Raw genomic sequence first — 19,389 nt, forward strand, 5'->3', positions numbered from 1 at the left:
GATGGCGCATGTGGCGATGGTGATGAACCTCGATAAGTGCATCGGCTGTCACACCTGCACGGTGACGTGCAAGCAGGTGTGGACTAACCGGCCGGGCACCGAGTACGTCTACTTCAACAATGTGGAAACCAAGCCGGGTATCGGTTATCCGAAACGCTACGAAGATCAACAGCAGTGGCACGGCGGCTGGACGCTGGATCGCAAGGGGCGCCTCCAACTCAAGTCGGGTAGCCGGCTGCGCCGGCTGCTGTCGATTTTCTACAACCCCGACCTGCCCACCATTGATGACTACGGCGATCCGTGGACCTATGACTACCAGACCGTGATCGACGCGCCGCTGGGCACACCGAATCCCAGCGCGCATTCGATCTCGGCGCTCACCGGCCGCGACATGACGGTGAAGTGGGGCAGCAACTTTGACGACGACCTGGCCGGTGCGCCCGAGCTCGCGGTCGACGACCCTGACCTGGCGGGTCTCGAAGACCGGGTGAAGATGGAGTTCGAGCAGGTGTTCATGTTCTACCTGCCGCGCATCTGCGAGCACTGTCTCAACCCCTCCTGTGTGGCCTCGTGCCCGTCTGGGGCGATGTACAAGCGCGCCGAGGACGGGATCGTGCTGGTCGACCAGGACCGCTGCCGGGGCTGGCGGTTCTGTGTGTCGGGCTGCCCGTATAAGAAGGTGTATTTCAATCACCGCACCGGCAAGGCGGAAAAATGCACGTTTTGCTATCCGCGCATCGAGCAGGCCATGCCGACGATCTGCTCGGAGACCTGTGTGGGCCGGCTGCGCTATTTGGGGCTGGTGCTCTATGACGCCGACCGGGTGCTCGACGCCGCGGCCACGCCCGACCTCCAGGACCTGTATGAGGCCCAGCTGGGGGTGTTCCTCGACCCGAATGACCCGCACGTGGTGGCTGAGGCTGCGCGACAAGGCATTCCACACGACTGGATTCAGGCGGCGCAACGCTCCCCGGTCTACGAGTTGGCGGTGCGGCACAAAGTCGCGCTGCCGCTGCACCCGGAATATCGCACGTTGCCGATGGTCTGGTACATCCCGCCGCTGTCACCGGTGGCCGACGTGGTCGGCGCGGCCGGCTACGACGACAACCCCGACCACGTGTTCGCCACCATCGACGCGCTGCGTATCCCGATGGAGTACCTGGCCAACCTGTTCACCGCGGGTGACGCCGACGTGATAAGACGCGTGTTGCGCAAACTGGCCGCGGTGCGGGCCATTCAGCGCGCCGGGCAGCTGGGCCTCGGCGTCGACGAGAACCTGCCGGCTTCGGTCGGCGCCAGCGCCGACGACCTCGACGACCTCTACCGGCTGCTGGCGATCGCCAAATACGAAGACCGCTACGTCATCCCGCCGGCGCACACCGAGGACGCCGGCCAGCTCATGGGCCAACACGAGCAACTGTTCTGCAGCCTCGACACCGACGGCGGGCCCGGCATGGGCGGCTACGGTCCACCCGAATCCAGCGGCGGCAGAAAGGGGTTCAACCTGCTCAACTGGAACGGCAAGGACAAGGTTCCCGGCATGTTTCCCAAAGCGCGACACACATGAACACCCAGGCGATCAAGCTGGCGTCGGTCCTGCTGCAGTACCCGACGACATCGCTGTTCGACGGGCTGGACACACTGGAGAGGTTCGCGGCCCAAACCAGCCCCAAACCGACCCGGGAATCGTTCGGCCGGTTCCTGGGCTGGCTTCGCGCCACCCCGCCCAACGACGTGGCACAGCACTATGTGCAAACATTCGACCTGCGCCGCCGCTGCAGCCTGTACCTGACTTACTACCGCTACGGCGACACCCGCAAACGGGGCATGGCAATGGTGACGTTCAAGGCCGCCTACCGTGACGCCGGGTTCATTCCATCCGAGGACGAACTACCCGACTACCTGCCGATGGTGCTCGACTTCGCCACGCTGTGCCCCCGCGGCAAACGGCTGCTGTCGGGGCATCGCACCGATCTAGAGTTGCTGCGCCGCGCCCTGATCAGCGCGCACTCACCCTACGCCGACGTCGTCGCCGCGGTAATCGCCACCCTTCCCGGACTGGGCAAGCGAGAACTCGAACAAGTCCGCGCCGCCTGGCAATCCGGCCCACCAAGCGAAGAAGTGGGCCTGGAACCGTTCGCCCCGCCGGACTATTTGGCCGGCTACCAAACAAGGCAAAAGCCATGATCCCCCTCAGCGCATGGGACATTTGGTGGTGGGTGATCCTGCCCTACATCGCGATCGTCGTGTTCGTGGTCGGCCACATCTGGCGCTGGCGTTACGACCAGTTCGGCTGGACCAGCCACTCGACCCAACTGCAGGAACGGCGGCTGCTCAAATGGGGCTCACCACTGTTCCACTACGCCACCTTCGCCGCGATCTTCGGACACATCCTCGGCATATTGGTACCCAAATCGGTCACCGATTGGCTCGGCATCCCCGAAACCTGGTATCAGGACTTTTCCGCCGTCGCCGGGTCAACCGCCGCCGTCGGCATCTTGATCGGCGCCGCAGTGCTAACGTTCCGACGCACGATGATTCCCCGGGTGCGCGCCACTACCAGCGCCGTGGACTACCTTGCGCTGATCCTGCTCGGCATCATCGTGATCCTGGGCATCGTGTTGACCCTGGGCATCGAGGACACGTCGCATTACGAGTACCGCAACACCGTCGGCGTGTGGTTCCGCAGCCTGGCCACCTTCCACCCCAACGTGCGGGCGATCACCAGCGCACCATTCCTGTACCAACTACACGCGGCCGCGGCCTGGGCAATCTTCATCGTTTGGCCGTTCAGCCGCCTGGTGCACGCCTGGAGCTACCCACTGTGGTATCTGTGGCGGCCCTATATCGTCATCCGCAGCCGCGTCGCCGATCGACCCCACGAACCGGGAACCAGCGGGCGTCGGTGGCGCAAAATCGGTGTCCCGTACTAAGGCAAGGCCCGACCGTGCAACAGATTAACGGAGCCCGTGAAGCGGTACGGACCCTCAACCCCGGGTATTTCGCACTGGTGATGGCCACCGGCATCGTGTCGATCGCGATGTACCACCACCGCGCCTACACCCTGTCAGTGGGGTTGCTGTGGCTGACCTGTTTCGCCTACGCCGTGCTGCTGGCTCTGAGTGCAGTACGAATCATGGCTTACCGCAAAGATTTTGGTGAGGACTTCGGTAATCCGGGCCGAGCATTCGGGCTGTTCACCTTCGTCGCCGCCACCGACGTGTTCGGCACCCGGCTGGCCATCGACGCCCACCACGCGGTTGCGTTGGCACTGTTGGCAGTCGGCTGGATCAGCTGGCTGGTGCTGGGCTACCTGGTGCCGTGGACGGCGGTGCTGCGGTACCGTCACCGGCCCGTCCTTCAGGACGCGAACGGCACCTGGTTTATCTTCGTGGTCGCAAGCGAATCCGTCGCCGTGCTCGCGGCTGCGCTGGAACCCGCGCTCGGGCAGCAACGCCGGGAACTGGCTTTGTTGGCGGTGTTTTCCTGGTCGGTCGGTGTGTTCCTCTACGGGGGCACCGGTGTCTTGGTCACCGGCCGCATGTTGCTCTATCCGCTGCGCCCCGAGGACCTCAACCCGCAGTACTGGGTGTCGATGGGCGCCACCGCCATCACCGTGCTAGCCGGCGCCCGCATCGTGGAGATGGCCAACGCGCCCATGGTCGCTGCCACCCGGGGTCTGATCGCCGGAACGTCGGTGGTCTTCTGGGCCTTCGGCACATGGTTAATTCCGCCGCTGGTTGCCGCCGGCATCTGGAAGCACATCGTCCACCGCATCCCGCTGCGCTACGAAGCAGGGCTATGGAGCGTGGTGTTCCCGCTGGGCATGTACGGCGTCGGCGGCCACTATCTCGGTCAGGCCGACCATCTGCCGATCGTCAGAAGCATCAGCGACATCGAAAGCTGGTTTGCCTTGGCGGTGTGGGCGATCACGTTCATCGCGATGCTGCACCACCTGCTGACCACAGTCGGCCGACCGGCCCGCTGGCGCGCTAGGCAGAGGGTTGCTCAGGCCGAGCGAAAGCCCAGTTGTCAGGATTCTTCTGCGAATACACCACCGGCAGCAGGTCACCCCTCGTCGGCCATTCGTCGACGTTGACGGCCATGCGCTGATAGACGGTGTGTTCGTTGACCGTGGGTCCGTTTATGACCCCAGTAATGGTGACGTACTGCTCGCCGGTGACGTCCGGGCGCGGGCTCACGCCGGTGACCAGTAGCGTGCCGTGCACCGCGTCCTGGCCCGGGCCGCGTCGGATGAACCGGGGCGCCAGCAACACCGCCAGCGTTGCGATCAGCAGAAGCAGCACACCAATTTCCCAGCCCACATCGCCAATGGTAGGACTGCTGCATGGGCCACGATCTCGCGCTCGCATTGATGCTGGCCGATCGCGCGGATGCGGTGACAATAGCCCGGTTCGGCGCGCTGGATTTGCGGATCGACACGAAGCCGGACCTGACACCGGTCACCGACGCCGATCGCGCCGTCGAATCCGAGGTGCGTGAAGCGCTGCAAGCCAAGCGGCCCGACGACGACATAGTGGGTGAAGAATTCGGCGGCGCAACGGCTTTCAGCGGTCGGCAGTGGATCATCGACCCGATCGACGGCACCAAGAATTTCGTGCGCGGCGTGCCGGTGTGGGCGAGCTTGATCGCGTTGCTCGACGACGGAGTGCCGACGGTCGGGGTTGTCAGCGCGCCGGCGCTGCGACGACGGTGGTGGGCGGCCAGCGGCGCCGGCGCGTTCGCGGCAGTCGACGGCTCGCCGCCCCGTCGGCTGGCGGTGTCGTCGGTGGCGCGGCTGGACACGGCCAGCCTGTCGTTTTCCAGCCTGTCCGGCTGGGCGCAGCTGGGCCTACGGGAACGCTTCCTCGGGTTGACCGACGCGGTGTGGCGGGTACGCGCCTACGGCGATTTCTGGTCCTACTGCCTGGTGGCCGAGGGCGCTGTCGACATTGCCGCCGAGCCGGAGGTGTCGGTGTGGGACCTGGCGCCGCTGGACATCCTGGTGCGCGAAGCGGGCGGAACATTCACCAGTGTCGACGGCACCGCGGGCCCGCATGGTGGTAGCGCGGTAGCTACCAACGGCCTACTGCATGACCAGGTGCTTTCGACGCTTTCACGCGGGTAGCCTGGTCGCCGGGGACCATACCATGAGTGATCAGTTCACGATCGCCACCAAGCACTGGCACCGTCTCGACGACGGCCGGATTCAGTGTGACGTATGTCCCCGCGCCTGCAGGCTCCACGAGGGCCAGCGGGGACTGTGTTTCGTCCGTGCTCGCATCGACGACCAGATCAAGCTGACGAGCTACGGGCGCTCCAGCGGGTTTTGCGTCGACCCGGTGGAGAAGAAGCCGCTCAACCACTTCCTGCCCGGGTCGGCGGTGTTGTCGTTCGGCACCGCGGGTTGCAACCTGGCCTGCAAATTCTGCCAGAACTGGGATATCTCGAAATCCCGCGAAGTCGACACGCTGGCCAGCCAAGCCACCCCGGAGGACATCGCCCGGGTTGCTGACGAATTAGGTTGCCGCAGTGTAGCTTTCACATACAACGACCCGACGATCTTTTGGGAGTACGCCGCTGATGTCGCCGATGCTTGTCACGAGAATGGCATCAAAGCGGTTTCGGTGACGGCTGGCTACATGTGCCCGGCGCCTCGGGCGGAGTTCTATCGGCACATCGATGCCGCCAACGTCGACCTCAAAGCTTTCACCGAAGACTTCTACCGCCGGGTGTGCGTCGGGCACCTGCAGGACGTGCTTGACACGCTCGTCTACCTGCGCCGCGACACCGATGTGTGGTTCGAGATCACCACGTTGCTTATTCCCGGACGCAATGACAGTGACGCCGAAATCACCGCCGAGTGCGAGTGGATCCGCGAAAACCTTGGCGTCGATGTGCCGGTGCATTTCACCGCGTTTCACCCCGACTACAAGATGACCGATACCCCGCCGACCCCATCCACCACCCTGACCCGGGCCCGCCGGATCGCGCTCGGCGAAGGCCTGCGGTTCGTCTACACCGGCAACGTGCACGACACGGAGGGCGGGACCACGTGCTGTCCTGGTTGCGGGGCCGCGGTCGTGGTTCGGGACTGGTATGCGATCCGGCACTACGCGCTGGCCGACGATGGTCGCTGCCAAGCCTGCGGCTACCGGCTGCCCGGCGTCTACGACGGGCCGGCCGAAGGCTGGGGCCGGCGTCGGCTGCCCATCTGGACGAGCCTGTCGCAGGTGTGAAGTAGTTAACAGAGCTCCCTATCTTACTCCGGAGTAAGATAGGGTTATCCGCACTGCCCCAACGACCCAGGCTGCTGTCATGACTAACACCGTCTCCACCAACGGCCGCGCGAAGCGGGCCGGCCGCAAAACCGCCGTCGGAGAGCACAGGCACAAGCGCACCGGCATCGACATCGCGCTGGGGTTGCTCACCCCGATCGTGGGCCAGGATTTTCTGGACAAATACCACCTCCGCGATCCGCTCAACCGCACCTTGCGCTACGGGGTCAAGACAAGCTTTTCGGTTGCCGGCGCTACCACCCGACAGTTCAAGCGGATCCAAGGCCTGCGCGGCGGGCCGACCCGGCTGAAGGCAAGCGGCCGCGACTACTTCGACCTAACGCCCGACGACGACCAGAAGATGATCGTCGAAACCGTCGATCAGTTCGCCCAAGAAATCTTGCGTCCGGCGGCGCCGGAGGCCGACGAGGCGGCCGAGTACCCGCGCGACCTGATCACCAAGGCCGCGGAACTGGGAGTGACGGCGGTCAATGTTCCCGAAGATTTCGACGGGATCGCCGCGCATCGCTCCAGCGTCACCAACGTCCTGGTAGCCGAGGCACTGGCCTACGGCGACATGGGGCTCGCGCTGCCGATCTTGGCCCCGGGTGGGGTGGCCTCGGCGCTCACCCATTGGGGCAGCGCCGATCAGCAGGCCACCTACCTCAAGGAATTCGCCGGCGAGAACGTCCCGCAGGCCTGCGTCGCGATCGCCGAACCGCAGCCGCTGTTCGACCCGACTCGTCTGAAGACCACCGCGGTGCGCACACCCAGCGGGTACCGGCTGGACGGGGTCAAGTCGTTGGTCCCCGCGGCTGCGGATGCCGAGCTGTTCATCGTCGGCGCTCAACTGGGCGGCAAACCGGCACTGTTTATCGTCGAGTCGTCAAGCAGCGGCTTGACCGTCAAGGCCGACCCGAGCATGGGCATTCGCGCGGCGGCGCTGGGTCAGGTTGAGCTCGATCACGTGTCGGTGCCGCTGAGCGCCCGGTTGGGCGAGGACGAGGCCACCGACGATGACTACGCGGAGGCGATCGCGCTGTCCCGGCTGGGCTGGGCGGCGCTGGCGGTCGGCACCTCGCACGCGGTGCTCGACTATGTCGTCCCCTACGTGAAGGAGCGCGAAGCTTTCGGCGAGCCCATCGCCCACCGGCAATCAGTGGCGTTCATGTGCGCCAACATCGCTATCGAACTCGATGGGTTGCGGATGATCACCTGGCGTGGCGCCGCCCGCGCCGAGCAGGGTCTGCCATTCGCGCGCGAAGCGGCGCTGGCCAAGCGGCTTGGCGCCGACAAGGGCATGCAGATCGGCCTAGACGGCGTGCAGCTGCTCGGCGGCCACGGCTACACCAAGGAACACCCCGTCGAGCGCTGGTACCGCGACTTGCGAGCCATCGGCGTCGCGGAGGGCGTTGTAGTTATCTAGGTCGTCATCTAAGTCTCCTACTGCGAAAGACCAATCATGGCAATCAATCTGGAACTTCCACGCAAGATGCACGCGGTGATCGACAAGGCGCACCAGGGCGCAGCCGAGATGATGCGGCCGATCGCGCGTAAATACGACCTGAACGAGCACGCTTACCCGGTCGAGCTCGACACGCTGGCCAACCTGTTCATGGGTGCCGCCGAATCGAATACGTTGGGGCTCACCGGCGCCGAGGCGTTCCGCGAGGGCGAGGGCAACGAAGAAAACCGCAACGGGCCCAACATGGCAGCGGTGCTGCAGACGATCGAAGCCAGCTGGGGCGATGCCGCGATGATGCTCTCGATGCCCTACCAAGGCTTGGGTAACGCGACGATCTCCGGTCTGGCCACCGACGAGCAGCTGCAACGGTTGGGCAAGGTGTGGGCGGCGATGGCCATCACCGAACCGGGATTCGGGTCGGACTCGGCCGCGGTGTCGACCACCGCGAGGCTGGACGGCGATGAATACGTGATCAACGGCGAAAAGATCTTCGTCACCGCCGGTTCGCGGGCCACCCACATCGTGGTGTGGGCGACGCTGGACAAATCGAAGGGCCGCGCCGCGATCAAGCCGTTCATCGTGCCGCGCGAGCATCCGGGCGTCACCATCGAGCGGCTGGAGAAGAAGCTCGGCATCAAGGGCTCCGACACCGCCACCATCCGCTTCGACAACGTCCGCATCCCCAAAGAGAACCTGCTGGGCAGCCCAGAGATCGACACCAGCAAGGGTTTCGGCGGTGTGATGGAGACGTTCGACAACACCCGCCCGATCGTCGCCGCCATGGCCATCGGGATCGCTCGCGCCGCGCTGGAAGAGCTGCGCAAAATCCTGACCGACGCCGGGGTTGAGATCTCCTACGACAAGCCCTGGCATGCCCAGAGTGCCGCGGCTGCAGAGTTTTTGCGGATGGAGGCCGACTGGGAAGCCAGCTATCTGCTGGCGCTGCGCGCGGCATGGCAGGCCGACAACAGTATCCCGAACTCCAAGGAAGCGTCGATGAGCAAGGCCAAGGCCGGTCGGGTGGCCAGCGATATCACGCTCAAGGCGGTCGAATTGACCGGCACCACGGGATATTCCCAGCAGACGCTGTTCGAGAAGTGGGCGCGTGACTCGAAGATCATGGATATCTTCGAGGGCACTCAGCAGATCCAGCAGCTGGTGGTCGCCCGCCGTCTGTTGGGCCTGTCGTCGTCGGAGCTGAAGTAACCCCGGCCTCGCCACGTCGAGCGCGATTGTGCCGACTCATACGCACGCACCGCATGTCGCGTATGAAACCGCACAGTCGGCGCTGGTTATCCACAGCCCTATGAGCGGGCGCTCAGGAACTGTCGGTCGCCCCGCTTAGCATGCGGTCATGACGAATTGGATCAATACGGTCAGCCGTGACCATGTCGAGCAAGGGTTGCGGGGTCGCTTCACCCAGGCCAATCACGGCAAGCCGCACATGCTTCGCAAGATGGCTCGTGGTGACTGGATCATCTTCTACTCGCCGAAAACCGCCTACCCCGACGGTGAGCCGCTTCAGTCCTTCACCGCCATCGGCCGCGTCGTCGACGATGAGCCGTATCAGGCGGAGATGACGCCTGACTTTCGTCCGTGGCGTCGCAACGTCGATTTCCTCGAATGCGTCGAGACGCCAATCCGGCCGCTGATCGACCAACTCGACTTCATCGAAGATAAGTCCCGGTGGGGCTACAAGTTCCGATTCGGAGTGTTCACGATCGGCGATCACGACCTGGAAGTGATCCGCTCCGCGATGACCGGTTCATAAATTGTGAGCCGGCGAGTCAAGTCGACAACCTTTAGGCACCGGCATCAATGGCATCGGGCAGCGCCTGCAGCAGCTTCCCGTCGGCAGTGAGCAGCTTCAGCCGTTCCACCTTCGCCTGGGCTACCAGGACTGCGTCGAACGGATCTTTATGGGGCAGTGCGATGAGGTCAGACGCGAGTGTGTGGCGACGCGTGACTGGTAGGTCCCGCAGGGCGGATCGGTCGATCGCGTCGTTTAGGTCCTCGGGCAGCGCGATCTTGCCAAGTGCCGCCTTAATGGCGAGCTCCCACGTGCTCGCCGCGGAGACATACACGGCTGAGCCAACCGCGATCCGATCCCGCGCCTGGATGCCTAGCCGCGGACTGTCGTCGAGCAGCCAGAGAAGGACATGGGTGTCGAGCAGGAGCCCGTTCATGCGATACCGAACAACGTGTTGACATCGTCGTCGGTGTCGTCAAAGTGATCGGCGTCGTAGTGGAGACGGCCGGCGAGGCCGCCGAAAACGATGTCGGTGCGCATGTGCGGTACAAGGTCAGCAACCGGCTTGCCGGCGCGGGCGATCGTGATTGTCTCGCCGTTTTCGACACGAGCGAGCAACTGCGACAAGTGCGTCTTCGCATCATGGATGTTGACCGTCGGCATAGCCATAGTCTACCGGACTTAGTCTAGTCGGACTAGGAAGATCGCCGCGACGCCTCATAGCCTGCGGTTAACCGGAATACTGCCCGATCGATTGCCGGCACGATCTCGGTGATGTCGATCTCCCCGGTCGCGAACCGCGCCACGAGGCCATGCACCAGATTCGACAGGATAGTGTCGAGATCCTCGACGAAGTCGTCGTCGACATCAGCGAGCACGGCCATCGCGGCTGGCACCACGACATCGAAACCGCGGCGAATCAGCTTCTGGCCACCAGGCGCAGTCCGCACCCGGAAGTACGCTTCGAGCATCCCGGGGTGAGGCTCCCACGGCTCAAAAATCGCGCGCAGCACCCGCATGAGCCCGGTGTAGAGCGATTCATCCTCCTCGTGCGTCTGCGCCGCCAAACCGGCGTACCGGTTTTCCTCCATCCAGCACTCGAGCGCAGCGAGAATCAGTTCATCACGGTTCGCGTATCGCTTGTAGATCGTGGCCAACGACGTTCGGGCCCGGCGCGCCACTTCGCGCAGTTGAACGGCGTCGTAGCCCTCGGTCTCCAAAATCTCGACGACAACGTCGAGCACCCGGTTTGAGCGACGGTCAGTCCGGGTGCCGGCCGCTTGTGCAGTAGTCATCTGAGGCTCTTGTCTTCAACGTGTAACCAGGTTACTCTACACCAGTAACTTGGTTACCGCATGCAGCGAAGCGAGGCTCGATGGGTGGTTTAGACGGCAAGGTCGCCTTCATCACCGGCGTGGCGCGCGGCCAGGGCCGCAGCCACGCAGTGCGGCTGGCCACCGAAGGTGCCGCGATCATCGGCATCGACATCTGCGCCGACATCGAAGCCAACCACTACCCGATGGCCAGTCGCGACGAGCTCGACGAAACCATCGGGCTGGTGGAAACCGTGGGCGGCAAGATGCTGGGCACCGTCGCCGATGTGCGCGATTTCCACCAGGTCAAGACAGCGCTCGATGCCGGTGTGGACCATTTCGGTCGTCTAGACATTGTGTGCGCCAATGCGGGAATCGCCCCCGTGGCCTTCCGTCAGCTCAGCATCGAGGAAGAGCTGGCGCAGTGGAGGGCGGCGATCGCCGTGAACCTCGACGGCGCATATCACACGGCATGGGCGGCGATCCCGCATCTACTTGCCGGCCAGCGCGGCGGTGCCATTGTATTCACCAGTTCAACGGCCGGGCTGCGTGGGTTCGGCGGTCTGCAGGGCGGTGGGCTGGGGTACGCCGCCTCAAAGCACGGCATAGTCGGATTGATGCGCACTCTGGCGAACACGCTGGCGCCCTTCAGTATTCGCGTCAACACGGTCCATCCGACCGCGGTACGCACGATGATGGCCGTCAATCCGGCGATGACCGAGTTCTTGGAAAGCTATCCCGAAGGCGGTGCGCATCTGCAAAATCCGATGCCAGTCGAGATGCTGGAACCTGGGGACATCAGTGCCGCGATCGCGTACCTGGTCTCCGATGAAGCCCGATACGTCACCGGCGTGACATTCCCGGTCGATGCCGGCTTCTGCAACAAGCTATGAGCGCCAACATCAATGGCGGAGGACGTGTCGCGGACAAGCGGGTGCTGGTCACCGGGGCTGCCCGCGGCATGGGCCGCAGTCATGCGGTACGGCTTGCCGAGGAAGGCGCCGACGTCATCTTGGTCGACATCTGCGCGTCGCTGCCTGAACTGGAGTACCCGCTGGCCACCGAAGACGACCTCGCGGAGACAGCGCAGCTGGTCGAAAAGCACGGTCGCCGCGCGATCCCCAAGGTGGTTGACGTGCGAGACGCGGCAGCACTGGCCTCGGCCGTCGACGACGCGGTGGCCGAACTGGGCGGCCTTGACGGCTCGGTGTCCAACGCCGGCGTGCTGACGGTGGGAACATGGGACAAGACCACACCCGAGCAATGGCGAACGGTGGTGGATGTCAACCTGATCGGGGCCTGGAATACGTGTGCTGCGGCGCTTCCCCATCTCGTCGAACGGGGCGGCAGCATCGTCAACATCAGCTCGTCGGCGGGCATTAAGGGCACTCCCCTGCACCTGCCATACACCGCGTCCAAGCACGGAATTGTTGGAATGAGCCTGGCGTTGGCCAACGAGCTTGCGGCCCACAATATTCGGGTCAATACCGTGCACCCGACCGGTGTCGCGACGGGGATGAATCCGGAGTCTATGCACCGGCTTCTCGCCGAGGAGCGGGCAGACTTGGTTCCGATCTTCCTCAACGCGCTGCCAGCGATCATGGCAGAGCCCATTGATATCAGCAACGCTGTGCTGTTCCTGATCTCCGACGAGTCACGCTACGTGACTGGCCTGCAGTTCAAGATCGACGCCGGCGTCACCATCAGGTAGGCGGAATTCATGACAACGACCGATACGGAACGTGTGGAGCTTGGCAGGCGCCAGTTCGCTGAGGTGATGACTTTTCCACCGCCCGACGATTCCAGCCCGACCGCAAGTGGACTGATCGACTACGTGTTCGCCGAAGTGTGGTCGCGCCCGCTGCTGAGCCGGCGCGATCGGCGGTTCGTCACGCTGCCGTGCGTCGCGGCAGCCGACGCTCAAGAGCCGTTGGAGCAGCACGTGTATGCGGCGCTCAACAGCGGCGACGTGACCATCACCGAAATGCGGGAGATTGTATTGCATTTCGCGGTCTATGCCGGCTGGCCCAAGGCGTCGCGGTTCAACATGGCGGTCGACGAGCAGTGGGACCGCATTCACCGCGAGCGCAGCCTGCCCGTGACGCCGCCAGAACCACTGCTGCCGCTGGTCACCCCAAGTGACCCGGAAAGTCGGCTGGCCGGCGGCGAGAAGTCGTTCAAGGACATCAACTGCATACCGTTCGCGCCGCCACGAGACAACCCTTACTCGGGGGCCGGCATCCTCAACTTCGTCTTCGGGGAAATGTGGCTGCGCCCGGGACTGGGCATGAAAGAGCGGCGATTGATCACCGTCGCCTGCGTGGCTTTTCAAGATGCACCGATCCCGATCATGTCTCACGTCTACGCCGCGCTGAAGAGCAGGGACGTCTCGTTCGACGAAATGGACGAGGTGGCATTGCATTTCGCCGCCTACTACGGCTGGCCCAAAGCTTCCCACCTCAGCCAGGTGATCGCTGAGCAAAAACAGCGCGTCTTGGACGAGTGGCGTGCCGAAGACACGGTTCATTTCTAGGAGCCGGGATGAGCTCGATCACCGATATCTTCTTGCCCGCAGGACTTCTCATCGGCAGTGACAGCATCACTCAATCGTCCGGTGGAACCCACCAGCACATCTACCCCGCTACCGGGGAACCCAATGCGACGATCCAACTCGCCGGCACCACCGAGATCGACCAGGCGGTCGAGTCGGCGTGGCAGGCGCACCGTGAGTGGATGTCGTATTCCGTTGATCGACGCCGCGACCTGCTCATCGATCTCGCCGATGTGGTGCATGAGCATCTCGACGAACTGTCCCGGCTCAACGTGCACGACTACGCGGTGCCGGTATCGTTTGCCGTCAATGCCGTCCTTCTCGAGCGTTTTCTGCGGCATTTCGCCGGGTACGCCGACAAGCCGCACGGCGCCAGCACGCCGGTAGCCGAATCCGTCGACATCAATCTCATCGAACGCGAACCCTATGGTGTCGTCGGTGTCATCACGCCCTGGAACGGCTCGCTGGTCGTGATTGGGTCGTGCGTGGCGCCGGCACTGGCGGCGGGAAACGCCGTCGTGCTGAAGCCGTCAGAGTTTGCGCCGTTCGCTGCACTGCGATTCGGTGAATTATGTTTAGCAGCAGGTCTTCCCGCAGGGCTGGTGAACGTGGTGCCTGCCGGGCCTGAGGGCGGCGAGGCGCTCGTACGTCATCCGGGCATTCGCAAAATCCACTTCACCGGTGGCACGGCAACGGCGCGCAAGGTGATCCAGGCGGCGGCAGACAATCTGACGCCGGTGGTCGCCGAACTTGGCGGCAAGTCGGCCAACATCGTGTTCGATGATGCCGATGTCGATGCTGCGGCGCAGCGGTCGGCCTTTCAAGGCCCGCTCATTCAGTCGGGGCAGAGCTGCGCCTGCGCGAGCCGTGTGCTGGTGCACGAATCCATATATGACGCGTTCCTAGAACGATTCGTCTCCATCATCGAATCTGCAACGGTCGGTGACCCATTCGATCCGGGTGTTGTGTTCGGGCCGGTGATCAGTCAAAGCGCGCTCGATCGCATTCTCGGCACCATCGAAGAAGCCATTACGCAGCGCGCAGGAGAATTGGCCCTCGGCGGCAAGAGGATTGGTGGCGAGCTCGCAGGCGGTTACTACCTCGAGCCCACGGTATTCACCGGCGTCGACAACCGGTCTGCGCTGGCCCAAACCGAGACCTTCGGACCGGTCGTCGCAGTGATGAAGTTCGACGACGAAGCAGAAGCACTGCGAATAGCCAACGACACGGTTTACGGCCTGAACGCGTTCGTGCAGACCACCGATCTCGCCCGCGCCCACCGCGTCGCACGCCAACTGCAAGCTGGCTCGGTGTGGATCAACCAGCTCAGCGACATGTCGCCGCAGAGCCCGTACGGCGGCTACAAGCAAAGCGGCTTCGGCCGCACCGGCGCTCTGGAGGGGCTTTACGAATTCTTACAAGTCAAAAACATTCGCATCGGAATGAGCTAGCCCGACCAATGGCCAGTCGTTCAAGCAGACGTATTGTCGGTCGACGAAGGGACTTCGTAGCGGTCGAGGTAGCGCCCGACGAACTCGCGCACCGCGTCGTGGCCGCGGTCGATGCCGAGGCTCTGCTCGAGCAGCATGATGCGCGCGAGGCTGGTCAGGATCATCGACATCACCACCGGCGGGAACTCCGTCATGTCGACGCCATGGGCGCGCATGGCCTCGGTCAGCGCAGCGGCCTCCATGTCCCCGTAGCGTTCGGCATACGTGGCGATCTCACTGCGAATTTCTTTGCGGTGGTTGGCCAAAGCCATGAACTCGAGCATCAATTGAGCTCCCTGCGTGCTGTTGAGCCGCCACAACGCGTGCAGCGGCTTGTCGCCGGTCAATGCCTGGCGCTGGCGCTGCAGGGTTGTCTCCGCGCCGGCCCTCAGGACCGCCACGAACAGATCGTCCATGCTCGGGAAGTAGTAATGCACCAATGCCGGTCGGACGCCGGCCTTGGCGGCCACCCGGCGCGACGTCGCGGCGCCGTAGCCCTCTTCGATCATGATCTCGGCCGTCGCTCGAATCAGCGCACGGCGAGTCGCCGAATCACGAGCTCCAACTCTTGACCGACGGCCGGATGGGCTGCTAGACATGGGGTCAGCTTAGTAATTGGGCGATCGCCCAAACAAGGAGGAATGGATGGCGGATCGCGTTGCCGACAAAGTCGCGCTCATCACCGGCGCAGCGCGCGGGCAGGGCCGCAGCCACGCGGTACGTCTGGCGCAGGAAGGCGCCGACATCATCGCCGTCGATATCTGCCGGCCCTTCGACAACTCACCAGCGCCGGGCTCCACCCCTGAAGACCTCGCCGAAACCGCGGCGATGGTCAAGAACTTCGACAGGCGCATCGTCATTGCCGAGGTCGACGTGCGCAACTTCGACGCTCTCAAAAGCGTCGTCGACAGCGGCGTGGAGCAGCTGGGCCGACTCGACATCATCGTCGCCAACGCCGGCATCGGGACCATGGGCGACAAGCTGCACAAGACCGACGAAGCGTTGTGGCAGGAGATGATCGACGTCAATCTCAGCAGCGTGTGGAAGACCGTCAAGACCGGTGTTCCCCATCTGCTGGCCGGCGGCCGCGGCGGTTCGGTGATCCTGACCAGTTCGATGGCCGGCCTGAAGGCCTACCCATACATGGGCCACTACGTGGCCGCCAAACATGGCGTGGTTGGCCTCATGCGCACGTTCGCCGTCGAACTCGGCCCGCACCAAATCCGCGTCAACTGTGTACATCCCACGCATGTCGGCACTCCGCTGCTGCTGAACGAGGGCACCTACCGCGGTTTCCGGCCCGACCTGGACAACCCCGGACCTGGCGACCTGGCGCCGATCTGCCAGACGTATCACATCCTGCCCATTCCCTGGGTAGAGCCGGAGGACATCAGCAACGCCGTGCTGTTTTTGGCCTCCGACGAATCCCGCTACATCACCGGTGTCACCTTGCCCGTCGACGCCGGCAGTTGCCTGAAATAGCGCTGAAGACAAAGGAAATCGACATGACGACGACCCACGACATAGACGTCTACTACGACCCCTACGACGTCGACATCGTCAACAACCCGTACCCCGTCTATGCGCGACTGCGTGAGGAAGCCCCGATCTACTACAACGAGCGCTACGACTTCTGGGCGCTCTCCCGGCACGCCGACGTGGACAAGGCGCTGGCGAACTGGGAGACGTTCTCCAATCGCCGTGGCGACATCCTCGAACTCATCCAATCCGATTTCGACATGCCGCCCGGCGTCATGATGTTCCAGGACCCACCGATGCATACCATGCTGCGGGGGCTGATGTCGCGGGTGTTCACGCCGCGCCGAATGGCCGCGATCGAGGACCAGATCCGGCGGTTCTGTGTGCGCTGCCTCGATCCCCACGTCGGGTCGGACGGGTTCGACATCATCGCCGAGCTGGCCTCGATGATGCCGATGCGGGTGATCGGGATGCTGCTGGGCATCCCAGAGGACGACCAGATCAGCGTGCGTGACGCGAACGACGCCAACCTGCGCACCCGGCCCGGCGCACCGATGAAGGTGGCCGATCCCGACGCGATCGCGGACGGCCGGATCTACGCCGACTACATCGACTGGCGGGCCAAGAACCCGTCCGACGATCTGATGACTGCTCTGCTCAACGTCGAATTCGAAGACGAGAACGGGGTGACGCGCAAACTGACCCGTGACGAGGTGCTGCGCTACACCCAGGTCGTCGCGGGCGCTGGCAACGAGACGACGGGACGGCTCATTGGTTGGCTGGCCAAGGTGTTCGCCGAGCATCCCGACCAGCGCCGCGACGTGCTCGAGGACCGGTCGTTGCTGACGCGCGCCGTGGACGAGACGCTGCGGTTCGAGCCCACGGGCCCGCACGTCGCCCGTTGGATGGCAAAAGATTTCCAGTGCTACGGCACCACGGTGCCCGCGGGCAGCGCGATGCTGCTGCTGTTCGGTGCGGCCAACCGCGACCCCCGCCGATTTAGCGACCCAGATACGTTCAACATCCACCGCAATGAGGGCGCACACCTGACCTTCGGCAAGGGTCTGCACTACTGCCTCGGCGCCAACCTGGCCCGCCTGGAAGGCCGGGTCGCGCTCGATGAGTTGCTCAACCGCTGGCCGGAGTGGGACATCGACTACGAGACCGCGAAGCTCGCTCCGACCTCGACCGTCCGCGGCTGGGAACGGCTGCGCATCGTATTGCCCTGAGAAGGCTTACCGAGCAATCGCATTCAGCTTGCGGACGAGCCGTTCGCCCGATTCCAGCAGCTCGCTCTTGACTTCCTCAAGGTCTGTGTCGACCAGGGAATGGTCACGTTTGCGCCACCGTCCTGCTGCCCAGTGATGGTGCCGCACCGAGGTGCTGCAGTCGTCCGGTGATCGGCGCGCAATGGCCATGGCCAAGTTCTTTTCCGGCGTGCTGGTAAAGCTGACCCCAACACTCACCAATCTGTCGACCCACTCGTCGCTCAGGCCCGCGCCGGGCACGATGTTGGTGCGCGGCCCGAACAGTCCAGCGCTGCGTACGGCTTCCCAAGCTGCGGCCAGCTGGCCGCCGCTCTGGTGCGTCGACGGTACGAGGTCGCGCTCGTCGGCGGCACGCAAATCTGCCACCGCTACATCGGAAGTCGAGTGTTGCGGCGCGGCGACCGCCATCCCGACGGTGAGCAACTCGTGCGCCCGGACCGGGCCGTCAAGCAAACGGTCGATCTCTGCGAGCGGATGAGGCACGTCCGGGGCCCGTCCCGGCGTGCCGTGCAAGAAGACGGCGCGAATGCCGGACTTCTGCCCCATGCGGACCACCGCAAATCGACCAAGCAGGAACGAATTCGTCAGCCTACCCCGTTATCAATTTCGTTGATAGATGTCAACATCCTTGGCATAACCAGCGGCGGTGGACTTCACCTAGGCACCGGGCGAAGCTAGCGTCGAACCTCATGCAGACGTTTCAGGCGCTCATGGCACGCCAAGACGGAGACCGGGTAACCACCGCCGTCGAGACGCTCAGCGCAGACGACCTGCCGCCCGGCGACGTGACGATCCGAGTGCTATATTCCAGCGCCAACTTCAAAGATGCGCTGGCCCTGACACCGGGCAGCGGGGTCGTGCGCGACTACCCCGTCGTACCCGGGATCGACCTGGCCGGCGAGGTCGTCGAGTCACAATCACCCGACTTCAAGGCCGGCGACGCGGTCCTTGCGCACGGGTATCAGATCGGCACCGGTCACCACGGCGGCTACGCCGAATACGCTCGCCTGCCCGCCGACCAAGTGGTACGCCTGCAACGGCTGAATCCGCACGACGCCGCTGCGATCGGCACCGCGGGCTTCACCGCCGCGATGAGCGTGCAGGCGCTGATCGACTGGGGCATTGCCACCGATTCTGGACCCGTCGTGGTCACCGGCGCGTCGGGTGGCGTCGGCTCGATCAGTGTGGATCTGCTCGCCGCCGCTGGCTATCAGGTGGTGGCGTCAACGGGTAAGCCCGAGATGGCTGAGCGGCTCAAAAAGCTTGGCGCAGCGGAAGTTATCGACCGACTGCCCGCCGACCCGGACGCCAAGCCGCGCCCGCTGGCCAAAGCACGCTGGGCAGCCGGGGTGGACTGCGTGGGCGGCGCCACGCTGGCCGACGTGCTCAGCGCGGTGAACTACCGCGGTGCGGTGGCCTGCAGCGGCCTGACCGGCGGTGCGGCCTTGCACACCACCGTCATGCCGTTCATCCTGCGTGGCATCGCCTTGCTGGGCCAGGACTCCGTGCAGATGCCCATCGGACCGCGCCGGGAGCTGTGGGCGCGTCTGGGCGATTCGTTGCGCCCGCGTCATCTCGCGGCAATCACCACTGACGTCGACGTCAGAGACGTGGTCGGCGTGCTCGATCAGATACGCGCCGGCGCATTCTGCGGCCGAGCGGTGGTGCGGGTCGCGGGCGGGTTTTAATGAGCCGGATGAGCAGACGCAAAAGCCCCTCACCGCCCGGCGTGTCGGGTGCATTTGCGCCTGCTCGCCCTTGTGTCGGCGCGCTCGACGGTATTCGGGTGCTCGAA

The 19,389-nt window shown here is 64.3% G+C and carries 22 protein-coding genes; 16 read left to right on the forward strand and 6 right to left on the reverse strand.

Features of this window, described 5'->3' with window-relative positions:
• Position 1: 1 nt before the first annotated feature.
• Genes narH through MYXE_RS17025 form a run of 4 tightly spaced genes read left to right on the forward strand, consistent with a single transcriptional unit; the run spans position 2 to position 4,099 of the window.
• Positions 2-1,567, forward strand: a complete 1,566-nt coding sequence (gene narH / locus MYXE_RS17010; protein ID WP_085193339.1) for a nitrate reductase subunit beta — start codon at positions 2-4, stop codon at positions 1,565-1,567.
• A complete protein-coding gene (gene narJ / locus MYXE_RS17015; RefSeq protein WP_085193291.1) occupies positions 1,564-2,187 on the forward strand; it encodes a nitrate reductase molybdenum cofactor assembly chaperone in 624 nt (207 codons plus the stop codon). Before narH ends, narJ begins: the two co-directional genes overlap by 4 nt.
• A complete protein-coding gene (gene narI, locus MYXE_RS17020; protein ID WP_085193293.1) occupies positions 2,184-2,933 on the forward strand; it encodes a respiratory nitrate reductase subunit gamma in 750 nt (249 codons plus the stop codon). Before narJ ends, narI begins: the two co-directional genes overlap by 4 nt.
• Positions 2,934-2,947: 14 nt before the next feature.
• The gene (locus MYXE_RS17025) at positions 2,948-4,099 is read left to right on the forward strand and encodes a tellurite resistance/C4-dicarboxylate transporter family protein (RefSeq protein ID WP_085193295.1); all 1,152 of its coding nucleotides are present in this window, start codon (positions 2,948-2,950) and stop codon (positions 4,097-4,099) included.
• Here MYXE_RS17025 and MYXE_RS17030 read toward each other — a convergent pair.
• Positions 3,993-4,325 carry a hypothetical protein gene (locus MYXE_RS17030; RefSeq protein WP_232061637.1) on the reverse strand — a complete coding sequence of 111 codons (333 nt, stop codon included), beginning with the start codon at positions 4,323-4,325 and terminating at the stop codon, positions 3,993-3,995. The two genes, MYXE_RS17025 and MYXE_RS17030, sit on opposite strands and share 107 nt — an antisense overlap.
• 23 nt (positions 4,326-4,348) lie before the next feature.
• On the opposite strand from MYXE_RS17030, the gene hisN reads away from it, so the two are divergent.
• From hisN to MYXE_RS17055, 5 genes are all read left to right on the forward strand, one after another.
• On the forward strand, positions 4,349-5,128 hold the full coding sequence (gene hisN / locus MYXE_RS17035; protein WP_085193297.1) for a histidinol-phosphatase: 780 nt from the start codon (positions 4,349-4,351) through the stop codon (positions 5,126-5,128).
• Positions 5,129-5,150: 22 nt separating this feature from the next.
• Entirely contained in the window at positions 5,151-6,239 is a 1,089-nt protein-coding gene (gene amrS / locus MYXE_RS17040; protein WP_085193299.1) for an AmmeMemoRadiSam system radical SAM enzyme, read from the forward strand.
• Between the two features lie 79 nt (positions 6,240-6,318).
• Positions 6,319-7,704: an acyl-CoA dehydrogenase family protein gene (locus MYXE_RS17045; protein ID WP_085193301.1), complete on the forward strand. Its 1,386-nt coding sequence runs from the start codon at positions 6,319-6,321 to the stop codon at positions 7,702-7,704.
• Positions 7,705-7,740: 36 nt separating this feature from the next.
• A complete protein-coding gene (locus MYXE_RS17050) occupies positions 7,741-8,949 on the forward strand; it encodes an acyl-CoA dehydrogenase family protein (RefSeq protein WP_085193303.1) in 1,209 nt (402 codons plus the stop codon).
• 148 nt (positions 8,950-9,097) lie between these two features.
• A complete protein-coding gene (locus MYXE_RS17055; RefSeq protein WP_003920715.1) occupies positions 9,098-9,514 on the forward strand; it encodes an EVE domain-containing protein in 417 nt (138 codons plus the stop codon).
• A 31-nt stretch (positions 9,515-9,545) separates the two neighbouring features.
• Here the strand turns inward: MYXE_RS17055 and MYXE_RS17060 are convergent, their stop codons facing one another.
• The 3 genes from MYXE_RS17060 to MYXE_RS17070 are packed head-to-tail and all read right to left on the reverse strand — an operon-like array spanning position 9,546 to position 10,788.
• Positions 9,546-9,929, reverse strand: a complete 384-nt coding sequence (locus MYXE_RS17060; protein WP_003920716.1) for a type II toxin-antitoxin system VapC family toxin — start codon at positions 9,927-9,929, stop codon at positions 9,546-9,548.
• On the reverse strand, positions 9,926-10,156 hold the full coding sequence (locus MYXE_RS17065) for a type II toxin-antitoxin system Phd/YefM family antitoxin (RefSeq protein WP_003920717.1): 231 nt from the start codon (positions 10,154-10,156) through the stop codon (positions 9,926-9,928). The genes MYXE_RS17060 and MYXE_RS17065 overlap by 4 nt, the downstream gene beginning before the upstream one ends.
• A gap of 32 nt (positions 10,157-10,188) precedes the next feature.
• On the reverse strand, positions 10,189-10,788 hold the full coding sequence (locus MYXE_RS17070) for a TetR family transcriptional regulator (RefSeq protein ID WP_003920718.1): 600 nt from the start codon (positions 10,786-10,788) through the stop codon (positions 10,189-10,191).
• A gap of 80 nt (positions 10,789-10,868) precedes the next feature.
• On the opposite strand from MYXE_RS17070, the gene MYXE_RS17075 reads away from it, so the two are divergent.
• Genes MYXE_RS17075 through MYXE_RS17090 form a run of 4 tightly spaced genes read left to right on the forward strand, consistent with a single transcriptional unit; the run spans position 10,869 to position 14,808 of the window.
• Positions 10,869-11,699, forward strand: coding sequence for a mycofactocin-coupled SDR family oxidoreductase (locus MYXE_RS17075; protein ID WP_003920719.1), 831 nt, complete (start codon positions 10,869-10,871; stop codon positions 11,697-11,699).
• Positions 11,696-12,517, forward strand: coding sequence for a mycofactocin-coupled SDR family oxidoreductase (locus MYXE_RS17080; protein WP_085193305.1), 822 nt, complete (start codon positions 11,696-11,698; stop codon positions 12,515-12,517). Before MYXE_RS17075 ends, MYXE_RS17080 begins: the two co-directional genes overlap by 4 nt.
• 9 nt (positions 12,518-12,526) lie before the next feature.
• Positions 12,527-13,339 carry a carboxymuconolactone decarboxylase family protein gene (locus tag MYXE_RS17085; protein WP_085193307.1) on the forward strand — a complete coding sequence of 271 codons (813 nt, stop codon included), beginning with the start codon at positions 12,527-12,529 and terminating at the stop codon, positions 13,337-13,339.
• 8 nt (positions 13,340-13,347) lie between these two features.
• Complete coding sequence (locus MYXE_RS17090) at positions 13,348-14,808, forward strand: aldehyde dehydrogenase family protein (RefSeq protein WP_085193309.1); 1,461 nt, start codon at positions 13,348-13,350, stop codon at positions 14,806-14,808.
• Positions 14,809-14,828: 20 nt separating this feature from the next.
• Here MYXE_RS17090 and MYXE_RS17095 read toward each other — a convergent pair whose 3' ends face one another.
• Positions 14,829-15,356 carry a TetR/AcrR family transcriptional regulator gene (locus MYXE_RS17095; RefSeq protein WP_232061638.1) on the reverse strand — a complete coding sequence of 176 codons (528 nt, stop codon included), beginning with the start codon at positions 15,354-15,356 and terminating at the stop codon, positions 14,829-14,831.
• Positions 15,357-15,492: 136 nt separating this feature from the next.
• Between MYXE_RS17095 and MYXE_RS17100 the strand changes: the two genes are divergently transcribed.
• Entirely contained in the window at positions 15,493-16,329 is an 837-nt protein-coding gene (locus MYXE_RS17100) for a mycofactocin-coupled SDR family oxidoreductase (protein ID WP_085193315.1), read from the forward strand.
• A gap of 23 nt (positions 16,330-16,352) precedes the next feature.
• Positions 16,353-17,555, forward strand: a complete 1,203-nt coding sequence (locus MYXE_RS17105; protein ID WP_003920725.1) for a cytochrome P450 — start codon at positions 16,353-16,355, stop codon at positions 17,553-17,555.
• Positions 17,556-17,561: 6 nt separating this feature from the next.
• On the opposite strand, the gene MYXE_RS17110 is transcribed toward MYXE_RS17105, so the two are convergent.
• A complete protein-coding gene (locus MYXE_RS17110; RefSeq protein WP_003920726.1) occupies positions 17,562-18,140 on the reverse strand; it encodes an amidohydrolase family protein in 579 nt (192 codons plus the stop codon).
• Positions 18,141-18,283: 143 nt separating this feature from the next.
• On the opposite strand from MYXE_RS17110, the gene MYXE_RS17115 reads away from it, so the two are divergent.
• Positions 18,284-19,282 carry an acrylyl-CoA reductase family protein gene (locus MYXE_RS17115; protein WP_085193317.1) on the forward strand — a complete coding sequence of 333 codons (999 nt, stop codon included), beginning with the start codon at positions 18,284-18,286 and terminating at the stop codon, positions 19,280-19,282.
• Positions 19,283-19,389: the final 107 nt, after the last annotated feature.

The sequence above is a fragment of the Mycobacterium xenopi genome (assembly GCF_009936235.1).
GTDB classification, from domain to species: domain Bacteria; phylum Actinomycetota; class Actinomycetes; order Mycobacteriales; family Mycobacteriaceae; genus Mycobacterium; species Mycobacterium xenopi.